Annotated in this window: 19 protein-coding genes and 1 other annotated feature; of the genes, 6 read left to right on the top strand and 13 right to left on the bottom strand. The window is 52.7% G+C overall.

Annotated features, from left to right (window positions below; genetic code table 11):
* Positions 1 to 209: 209 nt before the first annotated feature.
* Positions 210 to 2,204 (bottom strand): sensor domain-containing diguanylate cyclase, encoded by a 1,995-nt coding sequence (locus ACH6EH_RS10690; protein ID WP_397332294.1) that lies wholly within the window; start codon positions 2,202 to 2,204, stop codon positions 210 to 212.
* A gap of 514 nt (positions 2,205 to 2,718) precedes the next feature.
* On the opposite strand from ACH6EH_RS10690, the gene rpsD reads away from it, so the two are divergent.
* Positions 2,719 to 3,318 (top strand): 30S ribosomal protein S4, encoded by a 600-nt coding sequence (gene rpsD, locus ACH6EH_RS10685; protein WP_138225386.1) that lies wholly within the window; start codon positions 2,719 to 2,721, stop codon positions 3,316 to 3,318.
* A 149-nt stretch (positions 3,319 to 3,467) separates the two neighbouring features.
* Here rpsD and tyrS read toward each other — a convergent pair whose 3' ends face one another.
* The gene (gene tyrS / locus ACH6EH_RS10680) at positions 3,468 to 4,721 is read right to left on the bottom strand and encodes a tyrosine--tRNA ligase (RefSeq protein ID WP_397332330.1); all 1,254 of its coding nucleotides are present in this window, start codon (positions 4,719 to 4,721) and stop codon (positions 3,468 to 3,470) included.
* 55 nt (positions 4,722 to 4,776) lie between these two features.
* Positions 4,777 to 5,033, bottom strand: a binding site (T-box leader).
* A 144-nt stretch (positions 5,034 to 5,177) separates the two neighbouring features.
* Here tyrS and ACH6EH_RS10675 point away from each other — a divergent pair.
* Complete coding sequence (locus tag ACH6EH_RS10675; protein WP_397332293.1) at positions 5,178 to 8,294, top strand: transglycosylase domain-containing protein; 3,117 nt, start codon at positions 5,178 to 5,180, stop codon at positions 8,292 to 8,294.
* Positions 8,295 to 8,478: 184 nt separating this feature from the next.
* Here ACH6EH_RS10675 and acsA read toward each other — a convergent pair whose 3' ends face one another.
* Complete coding sequence (gene acsA / locus ACH6EH_RS10670; RefSeq protein ID WP_397332292.1) at positions 8,479 to 10,203, bottom strand: acetate--CoA ligase; 1,725 nt, start codon at positions 10,201 to 10,203, stop codon at positions 8,479 to 8,481.
* A 278-nt stretch (positions 10,204 to 10,481) separates the two neighbouring features.
* Between acsA and ACH6EH_RS10665 the strand changes: the two genes are divergently transcribed.
* On the top strand, positions 10,482 to 11,114 hold the full coding sequence (locus tag ACH6EH_RS10665; RefSeq protein WP_397332291.1) for a GNAT family N-acetyltransferase: 633 nt from the start codon (positions 10,482 to 10,484) through the stop codon (positions 11,112 to 11,114).
* Between the two features lie 86 nt (positions 11,115 to 11,200).
* On the opposite strand, the gene ACH6EH_RS10660 is transcribed toward ACH6EH_RS10665, so the two are convergent.
* The 4 genes from ACH6EH_RS10660 to ACH6EH_RS10645 all read right to left on the bottom strand — a co-directional run bounded on the left by ACH6EH_RS10660 (position 11,201) and on the right by ACH6EH_RS10645 (position 13,990).
* Positions 11,201 to 11,914 (bottom strand): 5'-methylthioadenosine/adenosylhomocysteine nucleosidase, encoded by a 714-nt coding sequence (locus ACH6EH_RS10660; RefSeq protein WP_397332290.1) that lies wholly within the window; start codon positions 11,912 to 11,914, stop codon positions 11,201 to 11,203.
* A 97-nt stretch (positions 11,915 to 12,011) separates the two neighbouring features.
* On the bottom strand, positions 12,012 to 13,022 hold the full coding sequence (gene ccpA, locus ACH6EH_RS10655) for a catabolite control protein A (RefSeq protein ID WP_397332289.1): 1,011 nt from the start codon (positions 13,020 to 13,022) through the stop codon (positions 12,012 to 12,014).
* A 103-nt stretch (positions 13,023 to 13,125) separates the two neighbouring features.
* Positions 13,126 to 13,473, bottom strand: coding sequence for a bacillithiol system redox-active protein YtxJ (ytxJ, locus tag ACH6EH_RS10650; RefSeq protein ID WP_397332288.1), 348 nt, complete (start codon positions 13,471 to 13,473; stop codon positions 13,126 to 13,128).
* Positions 13,474 to 13,567: 94 nt separating this feature from the next.
* A complete protein-coding gene (locus ACH6EH_RS10645) occupies positions 13,568 to 13,990 on the bottom strand; it encodes a hypothetical protein (protein WP_138225379.1) in 423 nt (140 codons plus the stop codon).
* Between the two features lie 257 nt (positions 13,991 to 14,247).
* On the opposite strand from ACH6EH_RS10645, the gene ACH6EH_RS10640 reads away from it, so the two are divergent.
* Positions 14,248 to 14,772, top strand: a complete 525-nt coding sequence (locus ACH6EH_RS10640) for a type 1 glutamine amidotransferase domain-containing protein (protein ID WP_208203978.1) — start codon at positions 14,248 to 14,250, stop codon at positions 14,770 to 14,772.
* Between the two features lie 71 nt (positions 14,773 to 14,843).
* Here the strand turns inward: ACH6EH_RS10640 and ptsP are convergent, their stop codons facing one another.
* The 4 genes from ptsP to aroA form a co-directional block, all read right to left on the bottom strand.
* On the bottom strand, positions 14,844 to 16,571 hold the full coding sequence (gene ptsP / locus ACH6EH_RS10635) for a phosphoenolpyruvate--protein phosphotransferase (protein ID WP_397332287.1): 1,728 nt from the start codon (positions 16,569 to 16,571) through the stop codon (positions 14,844 to 14,846).
* The gene (locus tag ACH6EH_RS10630) at positions 16,568 to 18,451 is read right to left on the bottom strand and encodes a glucose PTS transporter subunit IIA (RefSeq protein WP_138225376.1); all 1,884 of its coding nucleotides are present in this window, start codon (positions 18,449 to 18,451) and stop codon (positions 16,568 to 16,570) included. The genes ptsP and ACH6EH_RS10630 overlap by 4 nt, the downstream gene beginning before the upstream one ends.
* A 129-nt stretch (positions 18,452 to 18,580) precedes the next feature.
* On the bottom strand, positions 18,581 to 19,003 hold the full coding sequence (locus ACH6EH_RS10625; protein WP_397332286.1) for a CoA-binding protein: 423 nt from the start codon (positions 19,001 to 19,003) through the stop codon (positions 18,581 to 18,583).
* A gap of 57 nt (positions 19,004 to 19,060) precedes the next feature.
* Positions 19,061 to 20,353, bottom strand: a complete 1,293-nt coding sequence (gene aroA, locus ACH6EH_RS10620) for a 3-phosphoshikimate 1-carboxyvinyltransferase (protein ID WP_397332285.1) — start codon at positions 20,351 to 20,353, stop codon at positions 19,061 to 19,063.
* 140 nt (positions 20,354 to 20,493) lie between these two features.
* On the opposite strand from aroA, the gene ACH6EH_RS10615 reads away from it, so the two are divergent.
* Positions 20,494 to 20,805 (top strand): rhodanese-like domain-containing protein, encoded by a 312-nt coding sequence (locus ACH6EH_RS10615; RefSeq protein ID WP_138225373.1) that lies wholly within the window; start codon positions 20,494 to 20,496, stop codon positions 20,803 to 20,805.
* A 76-nt stretch (positions 20,806 to 20,881) separates the two neighbouring features.
* Here the strand turns inward: ACH6EH_RS10615 and ACH6EH_RS10610 are convergent, their stop codons facing one another.
* Positions 20,882 to 21,397 carry a shikimate kinase gene (locus ACH6EH_RS10610; protein WP_397332284.1) on the bottom strand — a complete coding sequence of 172 codons (516 nt, stop codon included), beginning with the start codon at positions 21,395 to 21,397 and terminating at the stop codon, positions 20,882 to 20,884.
* Positions 21,398 to 21,582: 185 nt separating this feature from the next.
* Between ACH6EH_RS10610 and ACH6EH_RS10605 the strand changes: the two genes are divergently transcribed.
* On the top strand, positions 21,583 to 21,891 hold the full coding sequence (locus ACH6EH_RS10605) for a hypothetical protein (RefSeq protein ID WP_397332283.1): 309 nt from the start codon (positions 21,583 to 21,585) through the stop codon (positions 21,889 to 21,891).
* Here the strand turns inward: ACH6EH_RS10605 and gndA are convergent.
* Positions 21,888 to 23,297 carry an NADP-dependent phosphogluconate dehydrogenase gene (gene gndA / locus ACH6EH_RS10600; RefSeq protein ID WP_138225370.1) on the bottom strand — a complete coding sequence of 470 codons (1,410 nt, stop codon included), beginning with the start codon at positions 23,295 to 23,297 and terminating at the stop codon, positions 21,888 to 21,890. The two genes, ACH6EH_RS10605 and gndA, sit on opposite strands and share 4 nt — an antisense overlap.
* Positions 23,298 to 23,496: the final 199 nt, after the last annotated feature.

Below are 23,496 nucleotides of genomic sequence, written 5' to 3'. Positions count from 1 at the left end.
CCTCTTCCTTCTTTATGCAATTCATCGTGCAGCCGCTCCAGGCCCTAACCTGCCAGAGCAGGCGGCATGAAGTCAACAAAGAGAAATAACCAGCCAAGTGTAACCTCCTTGGCTGGTTATTTCTCTTTGTACACGTTCTTTTCATATGATCGAGTCTACTTCAAATAGAATGATCTACTTGGGGACAGCCCCCTCCCGATTAAGATTCATTAATCTCCGGACGATTCGGTCTCTTCGATCATAATCTGGTTTCGGCCGCTATTCTTGGCTTGATACAGCGCCATGTCAGCCCGGTAAAAGAGGGATTCTACACTGATCCGCTCCTGTGTCCAGTTCCACTCCGAAATCCCGCAGGATACCGTCACCAAAGGATCCGTTTCCTGCTCCACGCGCTGGCGGATACGTTCCCCCACTTGAAACGCCTGGTCAATGCCCAGACCTGGGAGGTACACCGCCAGCTCTTCGCCGCCCCATCTGGCAGCTATATCGCTTTGGCGAATCGAGGATTTAATGACATTGCTGACCTGCTTGAGAATCTTATCGCCCTTCTGATGGCCGAAGGTGTCATTCACCCGCTTGAAATGGTCAATATCCACCAGAATCAGGGACCCGCAGAAATCGCGGCTTTGGCATTTCTGGATGGCTTCATCCAGATAATGGCGAGCATACAGCTCAGTCAGCATATCCCGGTTCGCCATCCTCCGTACCTCGGCATGCAGCGAGGCGTTTCCTACAGCCAGACCGATATGGCTGGAGAGCGTTTGGAGCAGCCGGTAGTTATCGTATGAGAAATAGTGCTTCTTCCGGTGCGACATCAGGATGACCCCGCGGATCCCCCCGTTGACCATTAACGGGGTTGCGATCATGGAGCTGGACCCGGTCGTCTCCATCAGCTTCGACTCCGCCGGACGCTCCGCCGCATAATCCGCCAGAATGAACGGCTCCTTACTCTGGTAGACATGCCCGCCGATGCCGTATTCCTTCGGGAACACTTCCTTGGCCAGCCATGGGGCATTACAGGAGGCCACCTCCAGTGCGCCCAGTTCCTCATTCATCACGAGAATGCAGCAATAGTGCGCACCCAGAATCTTTCGCAGCTCCTGATTGGCAAACTGGTAAATATCGGCCAGGTGCAGGCTTTTGCTAAGCCGCTGGGTCAGCTCGTTAATCATCCGCAGCTCGTGTATCATAACGTTGGACTGCTCATACAGCTTGGCGTTCTCAAAAGCCGTGCCCGCGGCATCCGCCATCATTTCCAGCAGTTCTACATCCAGCTCCTCCATAAGCGGCCCCGTCGCCTTCAAATGAAGTACACCGTAAACCCCCTGCTTCCCGCCGACCGGAACACCGATCTCTAAGCGGGCTTCTTTCCCTGAGCCCCGGTGCAGCGTTGTGACGGTGCCTTCCATAAAGGTTCTTACATAAATCTCTTCCTGCCAGTGATGCAGCAGCAGCGGCTTCACTAATGGATGGTTGCTCTCGTGGTCTTGAGACATAAACAGCTCCAGACCTACCTCCGGATAAAGACCGAGAATGCTCTCCATCACCTCTGTCAGCACCTTGTCCACATCGATGCGTGAATGCATCCTCTTGATATATTGAAACAAAATGGAGCGTTGGCGGGCCTCCTTTGCGGCCTGAACGTATACCTTCTCCAAATCGTTGACAAAGATGGATTGAAATCCCCGGTAAAAACAGGAACGCAAAAGGAGTCCAGCCGCCTCCGTGAGCACCAGGACGCGCTCATCCAGCTTGTCCTCCAGCGACACTCTCACCAGGGCTCCGAACAGCTCGCCCCGTGTCCTGGACTGCAGCGGAACAGCACATACCGTTCTGCCGCCCATCACGGCGTCACTAACCGCCGCCGCCGGCTGCCCGGTAAGCAGCACTCTCTGCAGAGTCTCGTCATCGCCGGCCAGGAAATAGTCCTGCAAGGCAGCGTCCCCCGCAAGCCAGACGCCCTCGGAATTCAGCACTGCCCATTCTCCACCGATTTGCGACAGCAGGCTGGAGGCTTCGCTCTTCCATTCCAGAAAGCTCTCCTCCATAATCGGTTGAAGATACGGCTGGTCATAGATCGTAATATCCAGATCGTGATGCCTGGTTCCGGCACTTCTGCTGATCAGCCCGCAGGATGCTGCGCCGTCTGGCTGAGCAGTCGTCCCGCAGGAGGCTGAAGATGCCTTCCGTTGTTCTTCTGACATATCGGGCGCTCCTTTGCACCATTATAAGGTCTGCCTAAAGACCCACATGTGCTTCATGAAATAAAACGTGCAATCACCCCTGCATGCCTATCCATTCATTCCCAGTTCGTAGCGATAAGCAAGCAATACAGGCGCCTTCTTATGTAATTTGATTATTTGAACAAAGTTCTCGTATAACAATATTATATTACTCTTTTTTACCTAGTATTGCATTACATTTTAGTTATTTCATTCATGTTTTTTAGGTCTGTAGTCCTATCGACAAAATTAGACAAAGTTCCGGGTTACGTTATTCTTGACTTTACACCCCTATTTCATATAATATTTATTGTTGAAAAAGAATGCAATGCATTCATTTGAATTTGGGCGGATGATTGTGTCACCCTCACGAATTTGTTGCTGACGGGACAGCGGCTGAACTTTCCTGTCAGATCTGTCAATATAGACAGCGATGAACAAATACGGCGCAAATAGAGCCCTAAATGAAACCTAATTACAAAGGAGTCTATATTACATGGCACGTTACACCGGTCCTAAATTTAAATTGAGCCGTCGCGTGGGTATTTCCCTCAGCGGTACTGGCAAAGAATTGAAGCGTCCTTTCCCTCCGGGTCAGCATGGTCCTAACCAACGGAGAAAGATGAGCAACTACGGTATGCAGCTTCAAGAAAAGCAAAAGCTTCGTCACATGTACGGCTTGGGCGAGAAGCAATTCCGCACGCTGTTTGACAAAGCACAGCACATGAAAGGTATTGCCGGTGAGAACTTCATGTTCCTGCTCGAGAGCCGTCTGGACAACCTCGTATACCGTTTGGGTCTGAGCAATTCCCGTGCAGGTGCTCGTCAGCTGGTTGCTCATGGTCATGTTACTGTAAACGGCAAGAAAGTGGACATCGCTTCCTACTCCGTTTCCACTGGCGACGTGATCGGCCTTCGTGAGAAAAGCCGCGGCTTGTCCGCAATCAAGGATGCAATGGCTAACCGTGTGCATCTGCCAGCTTACCTGGAGTTTGATGAGAACGCAATGGAAGGCAAGTACATCCGTCTGCCAGAGCGCTCCGAGCTGTCCCAGGACATCGATGAGAAGCAAATCGTCGAATTCTACAACCGCTAATATAAGAATCCCCAGGTGGAAACACCGGGGATTTTTTTTATGACATATGCCTCGCGCTGTATGCAGAAAGGCCGGCAGATTGAAGGTGATGTTCAGCTTCGTCTGCCGGCCTGCTGCTCTGTCTTTCTATCTTTCTGTCTCTTTCTGTATTAAGAAAGCTTTAGCTTCGCAAATTTGCGCTTACCCACTTGAAGAATATCTCCATCTGCAGGCTTGATGCTTCCGTTAAAGTCACTTTGCTTCTCTTCGTTCCATTTGACTGCGCCTTGCTGAATGCTGCGCTTGGCTTCTCCATTCGATGCTGCAAACCCTACTAAGGTCAGCAGCCGGATTAGCCGAATTTCTCCGTCCACGAGTTCCTCGGACGGAATCGCAAACTCCTCGATGTCCTCCGGCAGGGCGCGCTGCTGGAACACGGTCACGAAATGCTGCTGCGCAGCATGTGCCGCATCCTGACCATGGTACATCCGTACAAAGGTGTGTCCAAGCTGCATCTTCGCATCTCTCGGATGCACAGTTCCCTTCTCCAATCCTTCAGTCAATGCGGTCAGCTCTTCATTGCTGATATCTGTCGCCAGACTATAGTATTTCAGCATCAGTTCATCCGGAATCGACATGGATTTGCCATACATTTCATTAGGCTCTTCATCAATACCGATGTAGTTGCCCAGGCTCTTGCTCATCTTCTGAACGCCGTCCAGCCCTTCAATCAGCGGAAGCGTCAGAATCGCCTGCTGCTCCACGCCATACTCCTTCTGCAGCGTTCTGCCCATCAGCAGATTGAATTTTTGGTCCGTGCCGCCAAGCTCTACATCACTTTTCAGCTCTACCGAATCCATGCCCTGCATAAGCGGGTAGAAAAATTCATGAATGCTGATCGGCTGTCCACTATGATATCTTTTCTCAAAATCATCCCGCTCCAGCATCCGCGCAACCGTGACCTTGGAGGATAGCTCAACGACATCCCCAAACGACATGCGTCCCAGCCAGTGAGAGTTAAAGAATACCTTGGTAAGCTCCGGCAGCAGCACCTTGTAGATCTGCTTCTGATACGTCTCGGCGTTCCGGATCACATCCTCCTCCGTCAGCTGCTTCCGGGTTTCCGATTTACCGGTAGGGTCACCGATCCGGCCGGTAAAATCACCGATGATCAGCTGAACCTCATGCCCCAGCTCCTGGAACTGGCGCAGCTTCTGCAGAACGACCGTATGTCCAAGATGCAAATCCGGCGCCGATGGATCCATACCCAGCTTGATCCGCAGCGGCTCATTGTTGACGACGGATCTCATCACCTTTTGTTTCATATCCTCCTCAGGGACAATTTCAACGGCTCCCCTTGCGATGACATCCAGCTGACGCTCTACCTCCAGCCGCTGAACCTCCGTTAGCTCTTCCCATTTCATAGCCACTTCGTGCACATCCTTCCTGTATTTAGACGCAAAAAAGCTCCTTCTCATCCCAAGGGACGAGAAGGAGCACTCGCGTTACCACCCTAATTAAAACCCGCGCCGCATGAGGCAGGGGCTTTCACTTCATTAACATAACGGAATACAATACCCGGTACCGGACTACTGGTGACACCCTAAAGTGGATCACGTTCCTCCGGACAGCTCTGGACAGTAATTCAAAGGGGACGATTCTTCCGGTTCGCACCAACCACCGGATCTCTGGGAGACCTCATTCGCCCTTCTACTGGGGTCCTTCGAAGCTTTTATTGATATGAACTTAGCCATATTTATAGCATAAGCCGTCAATGCAAGTCAAACTTTTCATGACCAAATCGACAGGTTCCGGCCTGCATGATTCAAATCCTGCAATTTATGCTATAATAGGTGCGTTAAAAGGAGGAGTAAACATTCATGGTTGAGGAGAAAAAACAGAAGCCTGAGAAAGATCGTCCTCCCAAACGATCCATTGGACGCAGAATCGGGAGCGTGATCGGCTGGCTTTTTGTCGTAGGTCTCATGGGCATGCTGTTTGCGGGAGGGGCTGTGTTCGGCTACGTAACCTCCATTGTCAAGGATGATCCTGTCAGATCCCGGGACCTGATTGAGCAGCAAATGGGACTCAACGCCATCACCGGCTTCGCTTATTTTGGAGACGGCTCACCCATCGGCCAGCTTCGGACTGAAGAAGACCGCCGGCTGGTGGAGTTTGAAGAAATACCGCAAATTGTGATTGATGCCGTAGTAGCTATAGAAGACAACCGCTTCTTCACCCATGAAGGCGTAGACCTGAAAGGTACGACCCGCGCGGTAAAGCAGCGCCTGCTGAATGAGCCGGTGCAGACCGGAGGCAGCACGCTCACGCAGCAGCTGGCCAGACAGGTATTCTTGAGCCGGGACCGCACCGCTAACCGGAAGGTTAAGGAAATTTTACTTGCCTTGCGCCTGGAGCGGTATATGACCAAGAACGAGATTATTACGGCTTATTTGAACAAGGTTCCGTACGGCAACGGCTCGAACGGCTATAATGTGTTCGGAATCAAGGCTGCAGCAAAAGGGATTTTTAACATGAATGATCTCAGCAAGCTGAATATCGCTCAGGCTGCCTATTTGGCGGGCCTGCCCCAGCTCCCGTCCGCCTATTCCGCTTTCGATGGAACCGGGCAGTTTAACGAGGACGCCTTTAACCGCGCCCTGAAGCGTCAGGGGCTGGTGCTGGAGCGCATGCTGGAGGAGGGCGCCATTACAGCGCAGCAATACGAGGAAGCGCAGCAGTTTGATATTAAAGCCTCGCTTGCTCCCCGGCTGCAGAAGGCTTATGTCACTTATCCTTATCTGATGATGGAGGTTGAGCGCAAGGCATCCGATGTCATCATGAGCATGAATTACCCGGATGTCGATCTCAGCCAGGTCAGCTCAGATCAGCTGAATCAGATGATGGATGAAGCTCGGGAGCAGCTCAGCACGGGCGGCTACCGTGTCTATACGACCATTGACCGCACCCTGTACGGAGCCCTGCGGAAGATCGCAGATAACGATGACAACTTCTATCCCGACGATGAGGAGAAGGGTCAGGAGTTGACTGCGGCTATGGTTATCGACAATGATACGGGCGCCATCCTCAGCATGATTGAAGGCCGTGATTTTCAATCGGAGCAGACGAATCTGGCCACACAAATGCGGCGGCAGCCCGGCTCCGCCATGAAGCCGATTGCGGCGTATTTGCCGGCTCTGGAATCCGGTCAAGTCCAGCCCGCCAGCACAGTGGATGACTCTCCGATTATCCTGAAGGATGGCAGCAAGGGCTTTCATATTCCGATGAACGTATATGATGAATATAGAGGACTAATGACTGCACGCGAAGCCCTCAACGACTCCACCAATACTGTGGCGCTGAAGCTTTTTAATGAAGCCATTGGAATTGATAAGGCGTGGGACTTTGCGAAAAAGCTCGGTATTACGACACTGACTGACAAAGATAACGCCGCGGCTACCGGAGTACTCGGCGGGCTGCAGTATGGTGTAACGGTAGAAGAACTGACGAATGCCTACAGCTCGATCGGCAATCAGGGCAAATTCAACGATGCCTACATGATCAGCAAGATCCTGGATTCCCGCGGCAATATTGTATATCAGCACGAAGTGAAGCCCGTGAAGGTATATTCAGAGCAGACCGCCTATCTTATGACAGATATGATGCGAACGGTCATTACTGAAGGGTCCGGCAGTACAGTTCTTAAAAACTACAAGCATTTTAACAGTATTCCCATTGCCGGCAAAACGGGCTCTAGCCAAAACTATGCCGACAGCTGGTTCGTTGGCTTCTCTCCCGACATTACAGTCGGCGTATGGGTTGGCTATGATCTGCAGGTGAATACACTGGACCGCCCGCAGCGAACTCATGCTCAAAATATATGGTCCCAAATTATGAATGAGAGCATCAACCTTAAGCCGAAGCTGTTTGAGAATAAGGAATTCAAGCAGCCGGAGGGCATTGTTACCCAGACCGTGTCTTACTACAGCGGCAAGCTTCCTTCCGCTCTGACCGACCGCTATGTCACGGATCTGTTCAATGCCAAGTTTGTGCCGAAAGAGCAGGATGATGCTGTGGAGCAAGCTAAATTCATCACCTACCGGGGCGCCAATTATATCGCCAGAGAAGGAACACCTGACGATTTCCTTAGCACCCGTACCGTCATCCGGCGCGAGAAGCCGATCAGCGAGCTGATCCTGGAGCTGGAGAACGCCTTAGAGGTCATGACTGGCGATCATCCGCCGTTATCCTATTACATTCCTAAAGATGCAAGCAAGGATATGCCGACCAAGGTGGATCCTCGGGTAGATGACGGCAGCGCGCCAACTCCGGCGAAGAATGCTCGATATTCTACAAGCAACGGCCAGGCTGTGATTAGCTTTACACCAAGCGGATCACCGGACGTAGTCGGGTATCGGCTGTACCGTTCTACTAACGGAGGTGCCTTTCTACAGACCGGTCAGGTTGTGTCTAGTGACGGACCGAATTATATCGTGTCCTCTTCCGGCTCGAACGTTCAGTACTATGTTGTTGCAGTGGATGTAGCAGGCAGATCGTCGGTTCCAAGTGATGCCGTCGGTCCATCGTACACACCACCGCCTCCGGAACCGGTCACTCCGGATCCGCCGCAGCAGCCTCAGAATCCAGACGATGATAACAGCGCTCCGGAGGATGGCGTGACCGAGGAGCCTGAGGGTCCTCAGGAGCCTCAGGGCCCTTCCTCGATACCTTCTGAGCCAAGAAAACTGTCCGTTCAAGCGACGTCTAACGGCTTCAGAGCCACCTGGGCGGCGAACCCGGCTGATGAACAGGTGCAGCGTTATCAGGTATATTTCAGCCCGAATAGCAATGGCGTCTTCCAGATGATTGGCTCAAGCCAAGGCACGGAATTTACACTGCGTGTCGATGAACCGATCAACGGTACCTTCCGGGTGACCGCCATCAATGAACAGGGAGAATCCTCAGCTTCTGCGACAGTTAAGTTCGAGAAGCCTTAATGAGGCAACTCCCTCGAGTGAAATTATGAAGCAATAACATAAAGACATGGTAGAGTCTGGGAGGTTAGCCCAGCACCGCCATGTCTTTATTTTGGTCTATTCGCGCTTTCTTCAGCACCGGGATCACCCTCCCGAGCACTGCCATGCCTGTTATAGTATTACTACTCTCTTGCCAGTCTGTACATTAATCTTCGATCGTGGACAGATCGCCGGTCGGGAGATCCAGCTCCCATGCCTTCAATACCCGCCGCATAATCTTGCCGGAACGGGTCTTAGGCAGCTTATCCTTGAATTCGATCTCCCTCGGTGCAGCATGTGCCGACAGCCCTTCCTTGACGAAGCGGTAAATGTCATCCTTGAGCTCCTGGGATGGCTCATAGCCTTCGCGCAGCGAAATGAACGCCTTAATAATTTCGCCCCGGGTCACATCCGGCTTCCCGATGACGCCGGCCTCGGCCACCGCCGGGTGCTCTACCAGCTTGCTCTCCACTTCAAAGGGACCAATGCGTTCTCCAGACGAGTTAATAACATCATCAATCCGGCCTTGAAACCAGAAGTAGCCCTCTTCATCCATATACGCCGAATCTCCGGAAATGTACCAACCCGGGATTCGGAAATACTCCTCATACTTCGCCGGATTGTTCCAGATCTGCCTCATCATAGATGGCCAAGGAGTCTGAATGGCCAGATTGCCCATCGTGTTCGGCGGAACCTCCCGGCCCTGATCATCCAGTATCGCAGCTTTAACACCTGGAATCGGACGTCCCATAGAGCCAGGCTTAATGGCCATCCCCGGATAATTGCAAATGAGCTGTCCTCCGGTCTCGGTCATCCACCAGGTATCGTGAATCCGCTGTCCGTACGCCTTATGTCCCCACCGGACAACCTCCGGATTGAGCGGCTCTCCCACCGACAAAACATGGCGCAGATGACTCAGGTCATATTCGCTGATCATATCTGAGCCGGCTCCCATCAGCATTCGGAAGGCCGTCGGTGCACTGTACCAGACCGTTACCTTGTTCTTGGCCAGGGTGTTGTACCAATCCTGGGGACTGAAGCGTCCGCCGCGGATCACATTGGTTACCCCATTTAACCAAGGTGCAAAAATCCCGTAGGAAGTGCCTGTAACCCATCCAGGGTCAGCGGTGCACCAGTACACATCATCCTCCCGCAGATCCAGAACTACCTTGCCGGTATAATAATGCTGAATCATAGCATTCTGTACGTGATATACTCCCTTCGGCTTGCCCGTTGAGCCGGAGGTATAATGCATAATCATGCCGTCTTCCCGATCCAGCCATTCAATCTGGAGGTCGGTTGAGGCCTGCTCCATCTCCTTCTGATAGCTTAGCAGCCCTTCACCCTCTGGAATGTCCTCTCCCACCAGAATCAGATGCTTGAGCAGCGGCAGCTCTTCCCGCTTGACTCGTGGCAGCAAGGCTGGTGTTGTGATCAACGCAACCGCTCCACTGTCCTCCAGGCGGTCCTTGACAGCGGTCTCCATGAAGGCCTCAAACAGCGGACCTACCACAGCTCCTACCTTCAGCGTACCCAGCAGACTAACATAAAGCTCCGGACTGCGCGGCATAAAAATAAACACGCGGTCTCCCTTGCCAATGCCGTATTTACGCAGCACATTGCCGAACTTGTCGGATTGCTCCTTCATCTGTGCGAAGGTGACGGCTTCTTCTCTGGTGCTATCGCTGTACAGGAGCGCGGTTTTGTCTCCAAGGCCTTCTGCTACATGGCGGTCTATGGCTTCATAAGCCATGTTCACCTTCCCGGTATCATACCAGGTGAAATGGCTCTCAATTTCGTTCCACGAAAATCGCTCTACAGCCTGTTCATAGTGACTCAGATTGGAATGGGTAACCTCACTAGCTAGTACTTCCTTGTGCGTGTGATTCATGTTGCATCCTCCTCATCGTTAAATCATAATAGCAATGACTTACTTTCAAGTGGACAGCGCTTACAAAACAGCAAGCAAGCGCGGATTACACAAAGCATTGAACAGCATCATTTCCGTACCCATGGCTTGATTAGAACTGCCGTGGAAGTCAATATGTTTATTTGTGAAGGTTTTATGTCGAGGAAAATTATATCATACCTGTCGTTTTCGTGTCATTGCTTTTCATTTTTTTATTTTTTTGCTATAAGTAGGGTAGGTACCCGAAAGGAGCGTACTAGATGGAGCATCCCAAGCTGTTCAAGTCTCATCTCTTGTATCCGGAAGATCGCCGTATAAAGGTGGAAGGGCCGATTCCTGCACAGGCTCTGGCCGATTTGAGCATGCATCCTCACCTGGATGCCTTCCGCCGCCCTGCCGATCAGCATGAAGCGCTGATTGAGATCGCCGGACTTCCCGAAGGACGGATTATTGCAGCTATTGATAACGATACCATTGTAGGATATGTAACCTTCCACTATCCGGACGAGCTGGAACGCTGGTCACAAGGCAATATGGAAGATCTGATAGAATTAGGAGCCATCGAGGTGGCGGATGATTACCGCAGCCTAGGTCTCGGCCAGCACCTGATCAAGACCGCCTTCGAGGACGGCCAGCTGGAAGCCTATATTGTGTTTACGACGGAATACTATTGGCACTGGGACCTGCAGGGCAGCGGACTGAACGTCTGGGATTACCGCAACATGATGGAGCGCCTCATGAAGGTGGTTGATATGGAGTGGTATGCCACTGACGATCCCGAAATTTGCTCCCATCCGGCTAATTGTCTCATGGTTCGCATTGGCAGCAAGGTTCCACTGTCGTCGAAGGAGCAGTTTGACCGCATTCGTTTTCAGCAGCGCATTATGTATTGAAGCTTGATCCCCCCACAAACATCATAAAGCCTCCTCGACCCGAATGTACCTGGGCGAAGAAGGCTTTTCCATAGCGTCTTGTATGTTTACTGCACCGTACCCAGCTGACTCAGCATGCGGCTCACAATCCTGTGAGAACGCCGGGAGGAAGCCACTGTAAATTCGGCAAAATTCACATGGGCCGAGCCATCTGCCTTATCCGACATAGAGCGAATCACAACAAACGGCACCCCGTTCATATAACAGGCCTGGGCCACAGCCGAGCCTTCCATCTCTGCGCATGCGCCCTGGAGCTCGCTATAGAGCAGCTCAACCGTCTCCCGGCTTGCAATGAACTGATCCCCCGAGAGCACGCGGCCAATCTTGTAGCTGACATCCTCCAGCGTCTGGCACGCGTCCTCTGCCAAGAATACCAGCTCCTTGTCTGCAGGAAAATCAGAAACCTCCTGATACGGGATGACTCCTCTCTGGAAGCCAAGCGGTGTCACATCCATATCATGCTGCATGCAGGAGGAAGAAATAACAATATCGCCTATATTAAGCTCCGGATCCAGGGCTCCGGCCACACCTGTAAAGAGGATCTGGGAGACCCCGAAGCTGTCAATGAGCACCTGGGTCGTAATCGCAGCATTGACTTTACCGACGCCGGATTTGCAGACCACGACCTCTTTCCCCTGTAAAGTACCCTTCACATATGTAATTCCTGCCTTCACAACTCTCTCACTGCACTCCATCTCATTAAGCAGCAATTCAATCTCTTCATCCATCGCGCCAATCAGGCCGACTGTATGGCTCTTCATCTACTTACAGCTCCTTCACAACGAATTATAGTTATCCAATCGAAAAAGCCCCGGAAAGGGGCTCTCTCACTATATTGATTGCATTTCATACTAAGTCTTAGTCGTTCACGTGACTCACGGACAAACGCAGAATCGTCTCATGCGGCAAAATGACGCGCGGATTCTCTACATTCTCCTTCTTCATCAGCTTCGTCAGCAACCGCATAGCTACCGCGCCCAAGTCGTACATCGGCTGAGCCACTGTGGTCAGCTGAGGACGAACCATGGAGGCCATTCGAATGTTGTCTACGCTCATAATCGAAAAGTCATCCGGTACCTTGAGCCCTTCATCCTGGATGCTGTGGATCGCACCAATGCCCATCTCGTCTGTAGCAGCGAAGATAGCAGTTGGCTTCTTCTTCAGGCCCAGGAAATACTTCATGGCTTCCACACCGGACTCATACCGGTAATTGCCGATTCGTACCAGGTCCTCCTGATACTCGATACCAGCTGCCTCAAGCGCCTTCTTATATCCCTGGAAGCGGGCGTAGCCGTTCGCCGGATCCTGCAAGGTACCGCTGATCATTGCAATCTCGCGATGACCATGACGAATCAGTGTGCTGACCGCATCAAAGGCCGCCTGCTCATGATCGATATCGACCGAAGGGTACGAGCCCTTCTCGTCACTGGTTGCGCAGAGCACGATGGGAACAGCAGAGGTCTGGAACGCCTGGATATGCTCATCTGTAACCGTTCCACCCATGAAGAGCAGTCCGTCCACCTGCTTCTCCAGCAGTGTATTAATAACACGGATTTCCTTCTCTTTCCGCTTGTCCGCATTACACAAAATAATATTGTAGTGATACATATTGGCGATATCTTCAATCCCGCGGGCAATCTCGGCAAAGATCGAGTTCGAGATGTCCGGAATGACCACACCTACCGTGGTGGTCTTCTTGCTGGCAAGGCCTCTTGCCACCGCATTCGGACGATATCCCAATCTCTCTATTGCTTCATAAACCTTCTTCCGGGTCTGTGGCTTCACATTGGGGTTGTTGTTCACAACCCTCGACACTGTGGCCATGGATACGCCTGCTTCGCGCGCCACATCATAAATTGTTACCGTCAAATTCCTTCTCTCCATTGCCAATAAATTTTCAAAAAAACGTTCGCCTAATAATTACATTTATGATACGACAAAATACGGCTTTGTGCAATGTCAAGCCCTTACATTACAGGCTCTTCAGCTTGCTGTCCAGCTCGCCTGCCGTGATTTGATAGTGCGATGTATGCCATACCGGCTGGCCGTCTTGAACCACAATCACCTGCGGCGATTCATGTCTCACGCCCAGTCTCTCCGCCGCTTCATTCGACACCGCCCGGTCAGCAATCACATCAATCATCATGTATTCAAAGCCTTCCTGAGGCTCCCCTTTCAAATAGGCCAGAACCTGATCATAAGCAGCTGCACTGATCGGGCAGCGGGTACTGTGCTTGAACAGAAGCATCGCCCGGTCGGAGGTACGCTCCAGCGCAGCCTGCAGTTGATCTCTTGAAGTCATTTTTGTCATCGTCGCCATCGGATATACCTTCCCTCCATATTTTGAAGTTCCTACTCTATATCCTAACAAAACGATCGTGAAAAATCCAACAAACTCGACACCATACGACAAATCAGCTCGCGTAAATATCTGAAGACGGCTGAATCGACTTTAGAAAGACCGTCATAGCCTCCAGGCGTTCGTTGATGTCTGCCATCCAGTCACCATCGCCCTCGCTTTTGGCGAATCGGTATAGGTCTAGAAGCATATTAATATGTTCTCCGATCAAATCCTTGCATTTCTCGGGCAGCTGGAAGCTGTCTTCCAGCGGTCCTGAGAGAATCTCTTTCAGCAGGGCAGCCGGCTCGTAAAGGTCCGTCAGCGAGATTTCACCGCCGCTTTGCCCTGCTTTCACTGAGGTCACGTAATTGACAACCTCCTGCTTGATGCACGGCAAGAGCTCATAGACTCCGCAATCCTCGCAAACATTCACGGGAACGTGAGTAATACTTTCTTTTTTGGAGAAAAACAGTGTTCTTAGGTTTAATTCCATCATTTGTCCACAAGTACATTTCTTCAACAATGGGGCCACCTCTGATTCCGTCATGGATGTCGTTACCGGGTCCTTATTCTCATAGTACTATTCTACTATCATAACAAAAATCCTTTCAGAATCCTTGAATAAATCAAATTATGCTTTATTTACCATCCCTGATTTTAATGGTCCGATTTAGTTTGTTATAATTATAGAGTCTGTTACAGGATGAGACGTTGATTCTAAAACCCTGAGATCTTGAAAGGAGACTTGCTGTAATGAGATTGACCGGTAAAAAAGTGATTGCATTGCTCGATGAAGAATTTGAAGATCTGGAGTTGTGGTATCCCGTGTACAGAGTTCGGGAGGAAGGTGCAGAGGTGCATCTTGCCGGATTGGAGAAAGGAAAGACCTATATCGGCAAATACGGTGTGCCGGCAACGGCAGAATACGCTTTTGATGAGCTCGACAGCAAGGATTATGACGGCATTCTGGTGCCAGGCGGATGGGCGCCGGACAAGCTTCGCCGCTATGATCAGGTGCTTCAGCTGGTACGCCAGATGGATGCCGACCGCAAGCCGATCGGTCAGATCTGCCACGCTGGCTGGGTGCTGATCTCCGCTAAAATATTACAGGGGGTTACTGTAACCTCGACTCCCGGTATTCGCGATGATATGGAGAACGCCGGAGCAACGTGGGTGGATGAGCCGGTCATCACGGACGGACATATCGTTTCTGCGCGCCGGCCAGCCGACCTGCCTCCATACGGCCAAGCCTTCTGCGATGCGCTGGCCAAAGTCTAAGTGCACTTCAGCCGCAACAGGCCTGTCCCGAGAAATTCGGGACAGGCCTGTTGCTTGTATGCCTATGAAATTTATGAAGGCTGAGCCAGAGCGAACCGGCTGAGGCGATCCTCGATATCTGTACTGGAGCTCAGCGTAAAGCAGGCTTTGGCTTCCTGCTGGGCTGATACGGCAGCTGTATTCAGGATGCGGTGCTTCACCCGAAGCAGGGACAGCGGAGACATACTGAGCTGATTGACTCCCAGCTCCAGCCATAACGGAATGGCCCGTTCATCCCCAGCCAGCTCTCCGCAGACGCTGACCGGAATACCCGCTTCCTTCGCCGCGTCCACTGTTGTGCGCAGCATGCGCAGCACAGCCGGATGGAACGGCTGGTACATGGATGCAATCTGCTCATTCATCCGGTCCACAGCCAGTACGTACTGCACGAGATCATTGGTGCCAATGCTGAAGAAATCGCATTCCTTAGCCAGTATATCGGCAATCATGGCCGCCGCCGGCACCTCGATCATAATGCCCGCCTCAATATCCTGATCATACGGAATGCCTCTTCCGTCTAGCTCTTCCATACATTGCTTCAGCACGGCATTGGCCTGCTTCAGCTCATCCACGGAGGAAATCATAGGATACAGAATTTTCATCTGGCCATGCTTGCTTGCCCGCAGGATGGCTCTTAATTGGGTGTGCAGCAGCTCTGTCCGGTCCAGCGTGATCCGGATTCCGCGGTAGCCCAGAACCGGGTTCTCTTCCTCTGCCAGTGGAAAATATTCCAGCTGCTTGTCTCCCCCAATATCGAGGGTCCGGATGACGACCGGTGCCCCTGCCATTCTCTCGGCGGCCTGGCGATAAATCTGGAACTGCTCCTCTTCGGTCGGAAAATCCTGCCGGTCCATATACAGAAACTCCGTCCGGAACAGACCTACGCCGTCCGCACCATGATGCAGGGCCGTGTCCAGCTCCTTCAGCGAGTTCATGTTGGCTGCCAGCCGGAAGCTGAAGCCATCCTTGGTGACCGCATCCACCGAGGAGAGCAGCTGAAGCTGCTCTTTCTTTTGCAGCTGCTGTTCACGCAGGCTTCGATAGTGCTCAATGACCTCGGTGTCCGGATTCACGTACAGGCATCCCTTTTCTCCATCCAGTGCCAGGTAGTCTCCGGTCTGAATCGGCTTCTCGAGCCGATTCTCCACACCCGAAACGAGCGGAATCCCGATGGCCCGCGCCATAATAGCGGAATGCGAGGTCTTCCCTCCTGCCATCGTTACGATTCCGAGCACGTGAGATGGATTCAAATGCGCCAGCTGCGATGGAGACAGCTCCTTCGCTACGAGAATATAGGGCTGGGTATCAGAGGGAAGCGTGACCTCTGGCGCCCCCAGCAAATGCTTGAGCAGGCGATTGCCGACGTCCTTGATGTCCATGGCCCGCTCTTTCATATATTCATCATCCAAGAGATCGAACATCGTGACAAAGTGGTCAATGGCTTCCTTGACTGCGACTTCTGCCGCCTTGTACTGACGTTCGATCAAGCCCTGAATTTCATTCATAAATACCGGATCTTCCAGAATCGCCAGATGCGCATCAAAAATATGCGATTCCTCACCGCCGACCATTTCCTTAAATTCATTCTTGATATATTCGATTTCGTTCTTGGACGTCCGGATGCCCTCATACAGCCGTTCAAACTCTCTCGCCAAATCAACAGCGTCCTTCTGGGACTCCGGCAGATCGAGCTCCCAGTGCGGAAGCACAAAGGCCTTCCCGAACGCAACACCAGCTGCTGCGCCAATACCTTGAATCATTTCTCTCTACCCCCAGGATTGCTTTCATTTAACACCACCGATAGTACCGAGGTCTGCCCTTTCTTCACCGATTTGAAGGGTGCATAGCTCCAGGACTTGACCTTGTCGGGGTTCGTAATGACCATAGGTGTCGCCAGCGACGCGGCGTGCGTCTTCAGATAGCCCAGGTCAAACCTCACCAGCAGCTGGCCGGGCTCAACCTCGTCGCCCTCCTTCACTACAGCCTGGAACGGACCCTTCAGCTGCGAAGTGTCGATGCCGATATGAATGAGCACCTCCAGCCCCTCCGGTGTGGCGATACCCACTGCATGCATCGTTGGGTACACATGCATCACGGTTCCGAAGACGGGCGACACCAGCTCTCCCTTGTCCGGGATAAACGCGACGCCGTTGCCCACGAGCTTGGCGGCAAATATATCATCCGGAACGTCTTCAATCGGCAGCATCCGGCCCTGTACCGGCGCGCTGAACAGCACGCGCGGCAGATCCCGCTGCATCAGCTTGTTAATCTCCTCCCGAATCAGCTCGGAGTACGTACCGAAGACGACCTGCACATTGCCTCCGCCAAGCTTGATCAATCCGGCAGAGCCGAGCAGCTTCAGCGCATTGGCATCAATCTGGCGGTCATTGTACACCGTCAGCCGCAGGCGTGTCATGCAGGACTCCACCTGGACGATATTGTCCTTGCCCCCCAGCGCCTCCAGAATAAGCGGAGCCTGATATGGAATGTTGCCGGCCCAGCCCTCCAGAGCGGACCCTTCCTCCCGGCCCGGCGTTGGAATGCCGAAAGTACGGATCGCCCACCGGAACAGGAAGTAATACACCAGTCCATATGCCAGGCCGATCGGAATGAGCATCCAGGCATTTTGCGACAGGTGGAAGTTAATGACGAAATCAATAAAGCCTGCAGAGTAGGAGAAGCCGTGGTGGATGTTCAGCATATAGGTAAGCACCATGGCAAAGCCTGCCATCAGCGCATGCACGATATACAAATACGGTGAAGCAAAGAGAAAAGCGAATTCAATCTGCTCCGATACCCCGGTCAAAAAGCATACCAGTGCAGAGCGCATGAACGTCTTTTTCACCTTGGGCTTCAGATCCTCTCGCGCTTCCTGAATGATGGCAAAAGCGATTGCCGGCAGGGCAAACATCATAATCGGGAACAGCCCGGCCATAAAGTCACCCGCCGTCGGATCGCCGGCAAAAAACCGGGGCAAATCCCCTTGCACCACCGTCCCGTCCGGCGTCTCATACGTGCCTAACTGGAACCAGTACACATTGTTGAGAAGATGATGAAGCCCGAATGCGGCGAGCACCCGATATAAAATACCGTACAGAAACAAGCCGAAGCCGCCCAGATGCACAGTCAGCTCATAAAATGACTCCATGCCTCCCTGTATCCTTGGCGCCAGCCCGACCATCCCCCAGGCAAACAGTGCCGAGAACAGTCCCATAATGAGAAGAACAAACCGCGACCCTCCAAAAAACTGAATCGCCTCCGGCAGCTTGATATGCTTAAACCGGTTATACACCAGGCTGGATACTAATCCAAAAATAATCCCGATCAGCGTCGAGGGCTGAATCTCCCCATCTCCTGCTGTGCCCGTCACCTGATCATAAATAAACATGCCTGCCAGCGCTGCCAGTCCTGCGGGACCGCCCTGATTGGACAATCCCCAAGCTACGCCAATAGCAAACAAATACGGCATGTAATAAAACACGCCATGGCCGGCCGCGGTAGCAATCGTGCCCAGGGATTCCGCACCCCAGGCTGCCCACGGCAGGCTTCCGAACGACAGCAGGAGAGCTGCCGCGGGCAGCGCCATGGTGGGAAGCATAACCGCCCGCCCCAGCTGCTGTAAAGAGCCCAACCAATTCAAGGCAAGCCCTCCTTTCTAACTTAGATGGTAAGCGCTGCTCCGGCTTTTGTCAAAAGGGGTTGCTGCAGGCAAAAAGAAGACAGGTCCTACGTCTGCATAGGACCTGTCTTCTCTCGCGCCAGACAGCGCTTATGACCTTCCCCCGGTGATGGCATCCTCGACCTTGATGCAGCGGTCCATAATGACCGTCATCCCGTTCTCCTGCGCGATCCGGGCTGCTTCTTCGCTCCAGATGCCCTGCTGAAGCCACAGCACCTTGGCGCCGATCGCTGCCGCTTCCTGAGCCACTTCAGCGCAGTACTCACTTCTGCGAAACACGTTGACGATGTCTACGGGCTCCGGAATGTCTGCCAGAGAAGGATAGCAGGTTTCTCCGAGGATGTGCTCCGCGCCGGGATTCACCGGAATGATCCGGTACCCCCGGCTCTGCATGGCCATTGACACCAGATGCGAGGTTCGATCCGGCTTGTCAGACAAGCCAACAACAGCGATGCTGCCCGCATTAGCAAGTATATTGCCAATCTCTTCCCGGGCTGGATTCTGAAATGCCACGTGTCATCCCGCCTTTCTTGCGCTCAGGCTGCGGCCTTCGCGTCCGTCGTTACGTTATTATTCTACCCATTCTACATTTGCGCCAAGCGCCTTGAGATGGTCGAAATACTGGGGATACGATTTGGCCACATGATGTGCATCCTTGATTCTCAGCGGCTGGCTTGCACGGAGGCCGACCACGGTCAGTGCCATAATGACGCGATGATCATAATGCGCATTGATCTCCACTCCGCCTTCCACGCCCTCCGGCCGGCCATGGACGATGATTTCCGACTGCCGTTCTTCGACACGGGCACCGGCTTTGGTAAGCTCGGCCAAATAATCCGTGATGCGGTCACATTCTTTGTAGCGAAGATTCTCTACATTGTAGAAACGGGACGTCCCTTCAGCAAAAACAGCTGCCGCCACCATAGCCAGCACGGCATCCGTTGCGGTATCGCCGTCAAACTCCAAGCCTTGAAGCCGGCCATTGCCCTGTACGCGCACATCGTTATTCTCATGCGTCAGCGGAACCTGCATAGCCTTCAGCACATCAATAATGGCGCGCTCTCCCTGCTTGCTGTCCGGCGACAGATTGCGAATCGTCACATCCGACTGAGTGACTGCGGCGGCCGCCAGCACGGCGGCCGAACCCGGGTAGTCGCCCTGCACAGTATACGTCTTCGCCTGGTACGCTTGTCCGCCAGGTACACGGAACTTGCTGTAATCCTCACTCGCTTGAATCACAATTCCTGCCTGCTCCAGCACCTCCAGCGTCTGGCCGATGACTACCTTGGACTTCAGATCACCGGTCACGGTAATCTCGCTATCGCCCTCAAGCAGCGGAGTCAGGAACAGCAAGGAGCTTAAATACTGCGAGCTGACCTCGCCAGACACCGTAATCAAACCGCCCTGCGGCTTGCCGCCGCGGATGGTCATCGGCAGCCGGCCCCCGTGATGCTCAACCTCAACCCCCAGCTGACCCAGAGCGTCAATCAGGTCATCATGAGGACGCTTGCCCAAAGAATCCGGATACGTATTCACAAAATGTACTTCTTCGGTCAGTGCCGCAATTCCCATCAAGAAGCGAAGAACTGCTCCCGCGTTACCTACATTCAGCTCCTTCACGTTCTTGGGATGCTTGCCGAAGCCGGTAATGACCGCTTTCTCTTCATCCTCTTCAAGAACAGCCCCCAGATCCTGAATACAGCGTCTCATCGCGTCGCTGTCCTCACTGCGGGCCGGGTAATAAATGGTGCTTGTTCCTTCTGCCAGTGCGGCTACGAGCAGATAGCGGGTCGTATAGTTTTTGGAGGACAAGGCTCCAATAGAACCGCTCAATGCAGCGGTCGGTCTCACAATAACGTCCATGTTATGTAATCTCTCCTTTTGACAATAATAGTACAGGTTATAAAGGTGGCACAAGACAGGAAATTGACAGGCAAAACGCAGCTTCGGTATCATAGAACAAGCAAATAACAGACCCATTACAGAAAAGAGGTTCTTTGAATATGAGTTCTATTCCCCAGATTACTCCCTCCGAGCTGCGCAGCCGCTTGGACAATGGAGAGAAGCTTTACATGATTGATGTCCGCGAGGACGATGAAGTAGCACAGGGCATGATTCCCGGTGCGAAGCATATTCCCATGGGTGAAATCCCGGACCGAATCCAGGAAATTCCGGCTGATCAGGAAGTGATCTTCATCTGCCGCAGCGGCGGCCGCAGCCAGCGCGTATGCGATTACCTGAGCCAGCAAGGCCTGGACAAGCTTGTTAATATGCAGGGCGGCATGCTGGAGTGGAACGCCGACGACAACGAATAGGGTGCGGCTACCCCAATGAATTACGCAAGGCAGGAATCTCTGGATTCCTGTCTTTTGTTATACGCTCGTATGCATCTTAAACGCGGTAATGCATTAAAATCTGCCGGCCTACCTCTTCAGCGGAAATTCCTGTCGTATCCACCGTCACATCCGCGAACCGGTAGCAGTCTTTCCGCTCTTCCAGGATAGTTCTGACCTTTAGCTCCAAGTCTCCTCCCGCCAGCAATGGCCTTCCCTGATCTTTCCGCACGCGTTCCACAATGCTCTCCGCCCCGGCGGTCAATGCTGCAACCCAGCCCTGGCGCTTCATCAATTCACAGTTGCTCTCTGAAAGCACAGCCCCGCCTCCGGTTGCAATGACCCGCTTGCTGCAGGACAGCACCTTTGCAAGAACGGCCGACTCCAGATCCCGAAACGCCGGCTCTCCATCCTCAGCGAATAGATCAGGAATACGTTTGCCGGCGGCCACCTCAATCTCATGATCCAGATCGACAAACTCATAACCCAGTTGTTCCGCGATCCAGCGGCCTGCGGTGCTTTTGCCAGTGCCCATCATCCCGATCAGGACGATGCTGATGTTACGCTGCTCCATAGGCTCCCCCCATCTGTTAGTCTAGCAGTTTCAAGTTTTTCATTATCATACCATAGGGCCAAAAGACTGGACAATGACCTCCGCATCTAGTTTTATACCGAGCAGGAAGTCTATCTTTCCTCGTATTGTCATATACCTAATAGCAGTACCACTAGATTCGCTCAGAGTCAGGAGTGATTAAAAGTATGAATGAACCAGGCTCCGCAGGTACACCGGGAACGTCGAGGCGGCTGGGCCTTATTCAGAAGCCCTCACATCCTTTATGCCGTGAAGACATCATGTGGGTGCTGCATTATGCGCATAAAAAAGTGACTTCGCTCGATCCTGCTGCGCAGGAGCTTACGAAGTCACAGTTACTGCAAAGCTATTCAGGCTATTGCCGGGCGGTCCTGCTGCTCATGGACAGCCGCGGAGCGATCCACACCTGCAGTGAGGAAATCCGCGCCTGTCTGGCTGACATCCTGAACGGCCTTAACACTGAAAGCTGGTCTTAGTCCATCCAGTTGAAGTGGAATACGCCTTCCTTGTCCACACGCTTGAACGTGTGAGCGCCGAAGTAATCCCGCTGCGCCTGAAGCAGGTTCGCAGGCAGGTTCGCAGAGCGGTAGCTGTCGTAGTACGCCAGCGCACTGGAGAAGCCCGGCACCGGAATACCCATGGATACAGCAGATGCTACCACTTTACGCCAAGCGCTTTGGTAGTTCTCGATGATGTCCTTGAAGAACGGATCCAGCAGCAGGTTGTTCAGCTGTGGGTCGTTATTGTAGGCATCTGTGATGTTCTGAAGGAAACGGGAACGGATGATGCAGCCGCCGCGCCAGATTTTGGCCAGCTCGCCGTATTGCAGATCCCAGTTGTACTCGTCCGAAGCCGCACGCAGCTGGGCAAAGCCCTGTGCGTAGGATACGATCTTGGAGGCAAACAGAGCTTTGCGGACATTTTCCACAAATTCAGCTTTGTCTCCGGAGAACTTCTCGGCCTGAGGACCGCTCAGAATCTGGCTCGCCTGAACACGCTCTTCTTTCATCGCGGACAGGAAGCGGGAGAATACAGACTCCGTGATCATGGACAAAGGCACGCCCAGGTCCAGGGAGCTCTGGCTTGTCCATTTGCCGGTGCCCTTCTGTCCGGCCGTATCCAGAATGAGGTCAACCATCGGCTTGCCGGTTTCCTCATCATATTTGGAGAAAATGTCAGCGGTGATCTCGATCAGGTAGCTGTCGAGCTCGCCCTTGTTCCATTCCGTGAAGATTTCATGAAGCTCCGGAGCTTCCATGCCCAGTACATCCTTCAGCAGCTGGTAAGCTTCGCAGATCAGCTGCATATCGCCGTACTCGATGCCGTTGTGGACCATCTTCACATAATGTCCTGCGCCGTCCGGCCCGATATATGTACAGCAAGGCTCGTCGTTTACTTTTGCAGAAATAGCCGTAAGGATCGGCTCTACCAGCTCATAAGCGCTCTTCTGTCCGCCTGGCATGATGGAAGGCCCCTTCAGTGCTCCTTCTTCGCCGCCGGATACGCCGGCTCCGATATAACGGAAGCCCTTCGCTTCCAGCTCCTTGTTGCGGCGAACGGTATCCGGGAAGTAGGCGTTGCCGCCGTCGATAATAATATCGCCCTGATCCAGGTGAGGCAGCAGCTGCTCAATTGTAGCATCAGTAGCTTGTCCTGCCTGTACCATAATAAGAATACGGCGCGGAGTTTCCAGCGACTCCACAAATTCCTCCACAGAGAAGGTCCCTGTCAGGTTCTTGCCTTCCGCTTCCTTCAGCAGGTCCTCCGTCTTTTGCGGGGAACGGTTATATACGGAAACCGTGAAGCCTCTGCTCTCAATATTAAGAGCCAAATTCTTGCCCATTACAGCAAGGCCAATGACACCAATCTGTTGCTTTGCCATTTGTTGGTTCTCCATCCTTTGCTCTAAATTTGTAGTCTCACAGTGCCGATTCATACACCGTTTTGTTTACAACACTCTTATATTAACGTTTTTCTGCGGAGAAGTGAACCCCTGCTGCCAAAGGCCGCGCGAAAACACCCCTGGTGACCGGAGGTGTTTTTCGTGTATTCATATTTGATGGATCATACGCATAGGCTTA

The sequence above is a fragment of the Paenibacillus sp. JSM ZJ436 genome (genome assembly GCF_044383795.1).
Taxonomy (GTDB): domain Bacteria; phylum Bacillota; class Bacilli; order Paenibacillales; family Paenibacillaceae; genus Paenibacillus_AQ; species Paenibacillus_AQ algicola.
Note: the sequence above shows the minus strand (reverse complement) of the source record. Positions and strands in the feature narration are given on the sequence as shown.